This is a genomic window from Pararhodobacter sp. (genome assembly GCF_034676075.1).
GTDB lineage: Bacteria > Pseudomonadota > Alphaproteobacteria > Rhodobacterales > Rhodobacteraceae > Pararhodobacter.
On record NZ_JAUCCQ010000155.1, the window covers coordinates 1 to 8644 of the forward strand.

Annotated in this window: 7 protein-coding genes; 3 read left to right on the forward strand and 4 right to left on the reverse strand. The window is 71.5% G+C overall.

The window, feature by feature from the left end; translation table 11 throughout:
• Positions 1–624 (forward strand): L,D-transpeptidase (locus VDQ18_RS21660; protein ID WP_323022945.1); only part of this gene is annotated, 624 nt, incomplete at its 5' end.
• On the opposite strand, the gene VDQ18_RS21665 is transcribed toward VDQ18_RS21660, so the two are convergent.
• On the reverse strand, positions 621–1223 hold the full coding sequence (locus tag VDQ18_RS21665; protein ID WP_323022946.1) for a helix-turn-helix domain-containing protein: 603 nt from the start codon (positions 1221–1223) through the stop codon (positions 621–623). The genes VDQ18_RS21660 and VDQ18_RS21665 overlap by 4 nt on opposite strands.
• A gap of 102 nt (positions 1224–1325) precedes the next feature.
• On the opposite strand from VDQ18_RS21665, the gene VDQ18_RS21670 reads away from it, so the two are divergent.
• Positions 1326–1796, forward strand: a complete 471-nt coding sequence (locus tag VDQ18_RS21670) for a (2Fe-2S)-binding protein (protein ID WP_323022947.1) — start codon at positions 1326–1328, stop codon at positions 1794–1796.
• Positions 1793–4021, forward strand: a complete 2229-nt coding sequence (locus VDQ18_RS21675) for a xanthine dehydrogenase family protein molybdopterin-binding subunit (RefSeq protein ID WP_323022948.1) — start codon at positions 1793–1795, stop codon at positions 4019–4021. The genes VDQ18_RS21670 and VDQ18_RS21675 overlap by 4 nt, the downstream gene beginning before the upstream one ends.
• A 172-nt stretch (positions 4022–4193) precedes the next feature.
• Here the strand turns inward: VDQ18_RS21675 and VDQ18_RS21680 are convergent, their stop codons facing one another.
• Genes VDQ18_RS21680 through VDQ18_RS21690 form a run of 3 tightly spaced genes read right to left on the reverse strand, consistent with a single transcriptional unit; the run spans position 4194 to position 8480 of the window.
• Complete coding sequence (locus tag VDQ18_RS21680) at positions 4194–5390, reverse strand: efflux RND transporter periplasmic adaptor subunit (RefSeq protein WP_323022949.1); 1197 nt, start codon at positions 5388–5390, stop codon at positions 4194–4196.
• Positions 5391–5400: 10 nt separating this feature from the next.
• On the reverse strand, positions 5401–7761 hold the full coding sequence (locus VDQ18_RS21685; RefSeq protein ID WP_323022950.1) for an ABC transporter permease: 2361 nt from the start codon (positions 7759–7761) through the stop codon (positions 5401–5403).
• Positions 7758–8480 (reverse strand): ABC transporter ATP-binding protein, encoded by a 723-nt coding sequence (locus tag VDQ18_RS21690; protein WP_323022951.1) that lies wholly within the window; start codon positions 8478–8480, stop codon positions 7758–7760. Before VDQ18_RS21690 ends, VDQ18_RS21685 begins: the two co-directional genes overlap by 4 nt.
• Positions 8481–8644 lie beyond the last annotated feature (164 nt).

Here is an 8644-nt window from a genome sequence, read left to right on the forward strand (position 1 = left end):
CTGTCCCGCCGCGCGCTGCTCGCCGGTCTCGCCACGCTCCCCGTCGCCGGCTGCGTCATGGTCGCGCCGCCGCCGCCCGAGCTTCCCGTTCTCGACTACGCCACCCGCGCCGATGGCCGCTTCACCGTCCCCGCCGTACCGATCGAGGAAGTCCCCGAGGGCCTGCGCCGTCAGGTCGTGCCCTGGGAGGGGGATCAGGTACCCGGCCAGATCGTCATCCTGCCCGACCAGCGCGCCCTGCATCTGGTGCTGGAGAACGGCTACGCCCTGCGCTACGGCGTCTCGGTCGGCCGCGAGGGGATGTTGTGGCGCGGCGAGGCCGAGATCTACCGCAAAGCCCGCTGGCCGACCTGGACGCCGACGCCCTCGATGATCGAACGCGACCCCGCGCTCGAACAATGGGCCGAGGGCCAGCCGGGCGGTCCCCGCAACCCGCTGGGCGCCCGCGCGCTGTACCTGCGCACGATGGCGACCGGCCATGACGAGGGCATCCGCATCCATGGCACGCCCAGCTGGCGCTCCATCGGCCGCGCCGCCTCGTCGGGCTGTTTCCGCATGATCAACCACGATGTCATCGACCTGTCCGAACGGGTCGGCCCCGGCACGCGGGTATCGGTGCTCTAGGGCCTGAGGCCCCGGGCGATAAGCCGCGCCAGCCGCGCCATCGCGATCCTGAGCGCGGCATAGCTGGGCACCTGATGCTTGAGGCCGTGCAGCGCCGCAACGATGGCCTCGGCCATCGCGGCCGCCTCGCCGTCGAAGGCCGCCAGCGTCACGCGCCCCGCCTCGGCCTCGGCCCGCAGCCAATCGGCGATCATGCCCGCCAGCCGTGCCTCGGCCGCCTCGACCAGATCCGCGGCGGTGACGAAATTGGCGTCGATCAGCTCCTCGCCATGCGGCGATTCGATGAGCGGCATCATCTCGGGGCCGAGCTTGGCCTCGAAAGCCCCGCGCAGCGCCGTTTCCGGGTCGAGGCCCGGCACCAGCGCCGCCTGCATCCGCGCCTCGGTCAGTTCGAAATAGCCCTGCACCAGCGAGCGGAAGATATCCTGCTTGTTGCGGTAATGCAGATAGAGCGCCGCGCGCGAGACCCCGGCCGCACGGGCGATATCCTCCATCGCCGTGCGCTTGAAGCCATAGCGCGCAAAGACCTCGACCGCCGCAGCCAGGATCGCGGCGCGGCGGGGATCGTCTTCATCAATCGGCAAGGTCTGGCTGGCCATGCTGAAGCGATGACACTTTCCGTTCAGTTTGTCAATTTACACACTGACATTTTTGCGCAATAGTGTCAAAACGTAAGCGGACGGCCGATTCGGGAGGTTCCCATGCCAACGACCCTGACCATCAACGGCACCGCCCAGGTGATCGACGCACCCGACGACACCCCGCTGCTGTGGGTGTTGCGCGACGAACTGGGCATGACCGGCACCAAATTCGGCTGCGGCGTGGGGGCCTGCGGCGCCTGCACCGTGCATATCGACGGCGAAGCGATGCGCAGCTGCCAGGTGGCGCTGGGCGATGTCTGGGGCGAGGTCACCACCATCGAGGGGCTGGGCAATCCGGCGGCGATGCATGCCGTGCAGGCCGCCTGGCTGCGCCATCAGGTAGCCCAATGCGGCTATTGCCAGTCTGGCCAGATCATGCAGGCCGCGGACCTTCTGTCCCGCACCCCCGATCCGACCGACGCCGAGATTGACGAGGCGATGGCGGGCAACCTCTGCCGCTGCGGCACCTACAACCGGATCCGCGCCGCCATCCACGACGCCGCCACCCAGATGCGGGAGGACGCGATATGAGCCGCCTCGGCACCATCACCCGCCGCGGTTTCCTGGTCGGCGCCGCCGCCATCACCGGGGGCGTGGCCTTCGGCGTCTGGAAGGTCCGCCAGCCGATCCCCAACCCGCTGGACCCGTCCCAGGGCGCGGCGATGAACGCCTTTCTGGTGATCGACCAGGACGGCATCACCGTCGTCTCGGGCCGCGCCGACATGGGCCAGGGAGCGCAATCCGCGCTGGCCATGCTGGTGGCCGAGGAACTGGACGTCGACTGGCAGGCGGTCCGCGTGGCCCATGGCCCGGCTTCCGCTGCCTATTACAACGCGGCGATGGGCGAATCGCTGTTCCCGGTGCCCGATTACGCCATGTCCGACTGGATGCGCAGCATCGGCGGCGCGGTGGGCGAGGTCGGCAAGCTCCTCGGCACGCAGATCACCGGCGGCTCCACCTCGATCCGCGACGGCTACGAGAAGATGCGCCACGCCGGGGCCTCGGCCCGCGAGGCGCTGAAACTGGCCGCGAGCGCCCGGCTCAACGTTCCGGTGGCCCGGCTCAGGACCGAAGCGGGCGCCGTGGTCGCCCCGGACGGCACGCGGCTTGCCTATGCCGATCTGGCCGAGGCCGCCGCGCGGATCGAGCCGCCGCAGGTGGATCCCCGGCCGCGCGCCGAATGGCGGCTGATCGGCACCGAGGTGCCGCGCGTCGACATGCCGGCCAAGGTCACCGGCACCCAGGCCTATGGCATCGACACCCGCCTGCCGGGGATGAAATTCGCCACCGTGCGGATGACTCCGCGTCTGGGCGGTACGATGCGCAGCGTCGACACCGCACCGGCGCTGGCCGTGCCGGGGGTGGAGCGGGTCATCGACCTCGGCACCGGCGTGGCGGTGATCGCCCGCAACACCTGGGCGGCGTTCCAGGGCGCCGAGGCGCTGGCGCCTGACTGGTCCGAGGCCCCCTACCCCGCCGATCAGGCGGCGATCATGGCGACGATCGAGGCCGCCTTCGACGACAGCCCCAATTCCACGATGCGCGACGACGGCGACGAGGATCAGCCGGGCACCGAGATCAGCGCCGAATACCGCCTGCCCTATCTGGCCCATGCGCCGATGGAACCGCAGAACGCCACCGCGCTCTGGGACGGGGACAGGCTGACCCTCTGGTCGCCGAACCAGTCGCCTCTGTTGCAAGAGCGCCGCGTGGCCGAGGCGCTGGGGATCGCGCGCGAGGCCGTCACCGTCAACACCACCGCCATGGGCGGCGGTTTCGGGCGGCGCGGGGAATACGATTTCTCGGTCCTGGCGGCGCGGGTGGCGCGAGAGATACCCGGCACGCCCGTGCAACTCACCTGGTCGCGGGAAGAGGACATGACGCATGACTTCTATCGCCCGGCGGTGATCGCCCGGATGCGCGGCAAGGTCGACGGCGGGCGGGCGACGTTGCTGGACGGCCAGATCGCCGGGCAAGGCGTCATGGGCCAGCTGCTGCCGCGCTATTTCGGCTTCTCGGCGATGGGGCCGGACCGGGCGCTGGTCGAGGGGCTGTTCGATCAGCCCTCTGCCATCCCGCGCTACCGCATCCGCGGCTACACCACCGACATGCCGCTGCCGATCGGCCCCTGGCGCTCGGTCGGCTCCAGCCACAACGGCTTCGTCATGGAGAGTTTCATCGACGAGCTGGCCCATGAGGCAGGCCGCGACCCGCTGGACTTCCGGCTGGAGCTGGCGCGGCCCGAAAGCCCGGTGGCGGCGGGCGTGCTGGAGGCGGTGCGCGCGATGTCGGACTGGGACCGCCCCCGGGCCCCCGGCACGGCGATGGGCGTGGCGATGGTCTGGTCCTTCGGCACGCCGGTGGCGCAGGTGATCGAGGTGGTGCAGGAGGACGCGGGCATCCGCATCGCCCGGGCCTGGATCGCCTGCGACGCGGGCATCGCCATCGACCCGCAGAACCTGCGGGCGCAGATGGAGGGCGGGCTGATCTACGGGCTCTCGGCGGCGGTGCACGGACAGATCACCTTCGCCGACGGGATGGTGGAACAGCGCAACTTCCCCGACACCGACGGGCTGCGCATGCCCGGCGCGCCGCGGATCGAGACGCGGATCCTGCAGGACAATCCGCATATCGGCGGCGTCGGCGAACCCGGCACCCCGCCCGCCGCCCCGGCCCTGGCCAATGCGCTCTTCGCCCTGACCGGTACGCGGGCGCGGGAACTGCCGCTGGACCGGACCTTCCGCTTCATCCTCTGAGCGCGGCGCCCGCCGCGACCCCGGGAGGGTTTTGCACCCTCCCGGACCCTCCCGCAGGATATTTGAGGCGCAAAGATCAAGGTTAAGAAGAACTTAAGCCCTTCTTTGCGCCTCAAATATCCCGGGGGGTCCGGGGGGCTGGCCCCCCGGGTGCCCGCGACGGGCGCCGAGCCTAGTCAGCACGCGCCGCCACCGCCGCGCCGTCGCTGAGCGTCGAGGCGGGGTAGAGGATCACCACCGCCCCCGCCTCCAGCCCCGACAGCACCTCGGCCATGCCCTCGGCCTGCTGGCCGATCTCGACCGGGGTTTCCACGGCGCGGCCGTCCAGCGCTCGGAACACCGCCCAGCCGCCCCCCACCCGGAAGAGCGCGGCCTGCGGCACCAGCAGCAGGTCGCTTCCCTCCCAGACCACCACCCGCACGAAGACCCGGTAGCGGTCGCCCAGCCCCGGGCGCGCCTCGGGCGGGGTGGTGAAATCGAGCCTGAGCCGCACGCGCTGCTCCTCGATCCCCAGGGCCGAAACGCGGGTGAAGGCAGCGGGCTCGATCCGGCGGACCACGGCGTCGAGCTGCCCCGCGCCGCCCCAGCGCTCGACAAGCGCCGGGGCGCCCTCGGCCACCCGCACGGCATCCGTGGACAGAAGGTCGGTCTCCAGATCCAGATCGCCCAGATCCCCCAGCGCCAGCAGCGGCGCCCCGGCGGCGACCAGCCGCGACGAGGGGTCCTCGACCGAGAGCACCGTGCCCGAGATCGGCGCGAAGAGCGGCACCGCCGAGGTCACGCCCTCGTCGCCCCCCGGTTCCATCAGCTGCGCCCGGGCCCGGCCCAGCACCGCCTGTTGCAGGTCGCGTTCCTGCCGGGCCGCGGCCAGCGCCTGCGAGGCCTCGGTGAAGGCGGTCTCGGTATCCTCGAGCGCGTGTTGCGAGATCGTGCCCGAGGCGCGCAGGGCCCGCGCCCGCTGCAACTCGCCCTGCGCCCGGCTGACCGCGCTGAGCGCGCCGCGCAGATTGGTCTCGGCCAGTGCCAGCGCCGCCTCGGCCTCGCGCACCGCCGCCTCTGCCTGGGCGCGGCTGCGGGCGTCCATCAGCGCGGGCGCGGCCGGGCGGATCACCGCCAGCACCGTCTCGCCCCGCACCACCGCATCGCCCACCGCCACCGGCGAGCGCTCGACGATCCCGGCGATGGGTGCGGTGACCGAATAGGGCTCGCGCACCCGGGTGATCCCCTCGGCCGAGACGGTGACGCGCAGATCGCCCCGCGTCACCGTCGCGAAATCCACCGCCGCGGGCGCGGGCCAGAGCGCCCAGCCCAGCCCGCCCGCCAGCACCAGGGCGCCGCCCGCGACCGCGATCCGCCGTGTCCAGCTCATCCGCCTCTCCTCATTCCCGCGCCTTCAGCGCCATTGCCAGATCCACCCGGTCGAGCCGCCGCCGCACCAGAAGCACCGCCCCCAGCGAGGCCGCGAAGACCGCCAGCGCCGCCATCGCATAGGTGCGCCGGGTGATCACGAAGGGGATCGAGATCAGATCGCTCGACATCGCCCCGACCAGCCCCGCCGCCAGCCCATAGCCCAGCGCCCAGCCCAGTGGAATCGCCAGCAGCGTCAGCAGCATGATCTCGCCCACCAGCACGAAGCCCACCTCCCAGCGGGTGAAACCCAGCACCCTGAGCGAGGCCAGTTCGTGGCTGCGTTCGGACACCTGGATGCGGGCGGCGTTATAGACCACGCCCACCGCCGTCATCAGCCCGATGATCGTCTGCATGGTCAGCATGGTCACCATGCTGGTCTGCAAGGTGGCGTCGAACTGGCGGCGCACCTCGTGCCAGTCGGTCAGACCCGCGACCGCGGGCACCGACTTGATCGCCGTGTTGAGGGCGGGCAGTGCCTCGGGGTCGGCCAGCAGATGGATGCGGTTGACCTGCGGTGCCACGCCCATCGCCGCAAAGAGGGGGGCGGCGGCGATATGCGCCTCCTGCCCCATGCCCTGGGCGATGATCCGGGCGACCGGCAGCTCCAGCACCGCGCGCGGCGCCGCCAGCATCTCCAGCCGCAGGCTGTCGCCCACCGCCACGTCCAGCGCCGCCGCCAGCCGCTCGGGCAGGACCAGCCCCTCGGCGGGCAGCGGCACTTCCTGCCCGTTGTCGTCCAGAAGCCGCGCCAGCGCCTCGCCCTCGACATGGGCCGAGACCGCGGTCAGCCGTTCGCGATGGCCATGCACCAGCCGGACCGGCATCGAAAAGGCGCCCTCGGCCTGCCGCACCCCGGGCAGGCTGAGCGCGTCCAGCACGGCGCGTTCGGGCTGGGCCCGCGACAGGACCAGCGTCACCTGCTGGCGGTTCGACTGGGTGAAGAGCGTGTCGGCCATGATCTGCACGGAATCGATCATGAAGTAACTGGCAACCAGCAGCGCGACCGAGGTCATGACGCCGAAGAGCGTGATCGCTGCCCGGCCCGGCCAGCGCAGGATCGAGCGCAGGATCATCATGCTGGTCTGCCGCACCTGCAGCGCGCTGACCGCCCGGTCGAGCCATCCGCGCGAGAAGGCGGGCGGCGCCGGGGGCGACATCGCCTCGGCCGGGGGCAGCCGGACCGAGGCCCGGACCGCCTGCAGGCCGCCCAGCGCCGCCGTGGCGAGCCCCAGCCCGCCCGCCAGCAGCATCGTGCCGGTGGCCGGGTCGCGCAGATAGACCGGAAAGCGGAAATACTGCTGGTACTGGGCGATCAGTCCGGTGCCGATCCATTGCCCGGCCAGCACCCCCAGCCCGGCGCCGGTGACACCGATCAGCAGCGCCAGTTTCAGGTAATGCCAGGCGATCTCGGCCGAGCCATAGCCGATGGCCTTCAGAAGGCCGATCTGCGTGCGCTCCATCTTGATCAGCCGCCCCAGCACCATGTTGACCAGAAAGGCGGCGACCAGCAGGAAGATCGGCGGGATGGAGGAGGCCATGACCGTGAGCTGGCTCATCTCGCCGTCGAGAAAGGCGTGGCTCATCTGCCGGTCACGGCCATAGGCGCCGGTCCCGCCGTAAGGGTCGATCAGCCGGTCCAGCGCCTCGACCACCGCGCGCTCATCGGCGCCCCGGGTCAGGCGCAGGGCAATCTCGTTGACCGCGCCGCCCATGTCCATCGCCGCCTCGGCCGCCGCCTGCCCCATCCAGACCACGCCATAGCGCCGGTCGTCGGGCATCATGGCGCCCGGCGCGATCGTGTAGACGAATTCGGGCGAGAGGACCCAGCCGGTGACGGTCAGCTCCCTCAACCGCCCGTTCAGCACGGCGCGGAAACTGGTGCCGGGCAGCAGGCCATTGGCCTCGCCGAAGGGTTCGTTGATCGCCACCTCGTCGGGTTGCAGCGGATCGGGCAGGCGTCCCCGGCGCAGCACCGGCAGGTTCAGCACCGCCCCGGTCGCCGGCAGCGAAACGATCCGCGCCGAGGCCGGGGCCTCCTGCCCCGCCAGATCCAGCACCGCCTGAAAGCCGATCCGCCCCTCGGCCTGCGCCACGCCGTCGAGCGCCTGCGCCTCAGCCACCAGCGAGGCCGGGGCCCGGGTCAGCGAGGCGAAGGCATCGGCGAAGCGGGCGCGCTCGTAATAGGCCGCCTGCGTGCCGCTGAGCGTGGCCCGGGTCATCGACATGCCGACCATCATCAGGATGCCGCAGGCCAGCACCGCGGCGATGGCCAGGGCCTGCGCCCAGACCCGCCGCAGATCGCGCAGCATCTTGCGGTCGAGCGCCCTCACCAGCTGACCTCGCGGGGCTCAAGTCGGGTCTCGTTGCGCTCGTCGGCCTTGATCTGGCCGTCGCCCATGCGGACCACGCGATGCGCGATCTTCCGGATCGCCGCGTTATGCGTGACCATGACGGTGGCGGTGCCGAGATCGGCATTGACCGCGGTCAGCGCCTCCAGCACCTGCACCCCGGTCGCGCTGTCGAGCGCCCCGGTCGGCTCGTCGCAAAGCAGCACGTCGGGGCGTTTGGCGATGGCCCGGGCGATGGCCACCCGCTGCTGCTCGCCGCCCGAGAGTTCGGCCGGGAAATGATCCATCCGCGCGCCGAGGCCCACGCGCTCCAGTGCCTCCTCGGGGCGCATCGGATGGCGGGCGATCTCGGTCACCAGCGCCACATTCTCGCGCGCGGTCAGGCTGGGGACCAGGTTGTAGAACTGGAAGACGAAGCCCACATGGTCGCGGCGAAAGGCGGTCAGCGCCCGGTCCGAGGCGCGCGTGAGCTCGGTCTGGCGGAAGAACACCCGCCCGCCGCTGGGCCGGTCGAGCCCGCCGAGGATATTGAGAAGCGTCGACTTGCCCGAGCCCGAGGCGCCCAGCAGCACCACCAGCTCGCCCTCGGCCAGCGCCAGATCGACGCCCCGCAGCGCCTGCACCTCGACCGCGCCGGTCCGATAGACCCGCGTCAGCCCCGAGACCCGGAACACCGCCCCTGTGGTTTGTGCCTCATCCATGCGCCTGTTCTAACCGCCTGCACCGCGCCCGCCTTGACCCAGCGCAAGAACCCTGGGCGAGCCACCGCCCCGAGGCAAGCCCCTCACCGGCGTCGAGGTCCCGCAGGAAGCGGGGGGCCAGCCCCCCGCGCCCCCCGCTCAAGGGGGTTTTCCACCCCCTTGAG

Coding starts and splice junctions, on each gene's coding strand:
- VDQ18_RS21665 (WP_323022946.1), bottom strand. CDS start 1,223: ATGGCCAGCCAGACCTTGCCGATTGATGAAGACGATCCCCGCCGCGCC.
- VDQ18_RS21690 (WP_323022951.1), bottom strand. CDS start 8,480: ATGGATGAGGCACAAACCACAGGGGCGGTGTTCCGGGTCTCGGGGCTG.
- VDQ18_RS21675 (WP_323022948.1), top strand. CDS start 1,793: ATGAGCCGCCTCGGCACCATCACCCGCCGCGGTTTCCTGGTCGGCGCC.
- VDQ18_RS21670 (WP_323022947.1), top strand. CDS start 1,326: ATGCCAACGACCCTGACCATCAACGGCACCGCCCAGGTGATCGACGCA.
- VDQ18_RS21680 (WP_323022949.1), bottom strand. CDS start 5,390: ATGAGCTGGACACGGCGGATCGCGGTCGCGGGCGGCGCCCTGGTGCTG.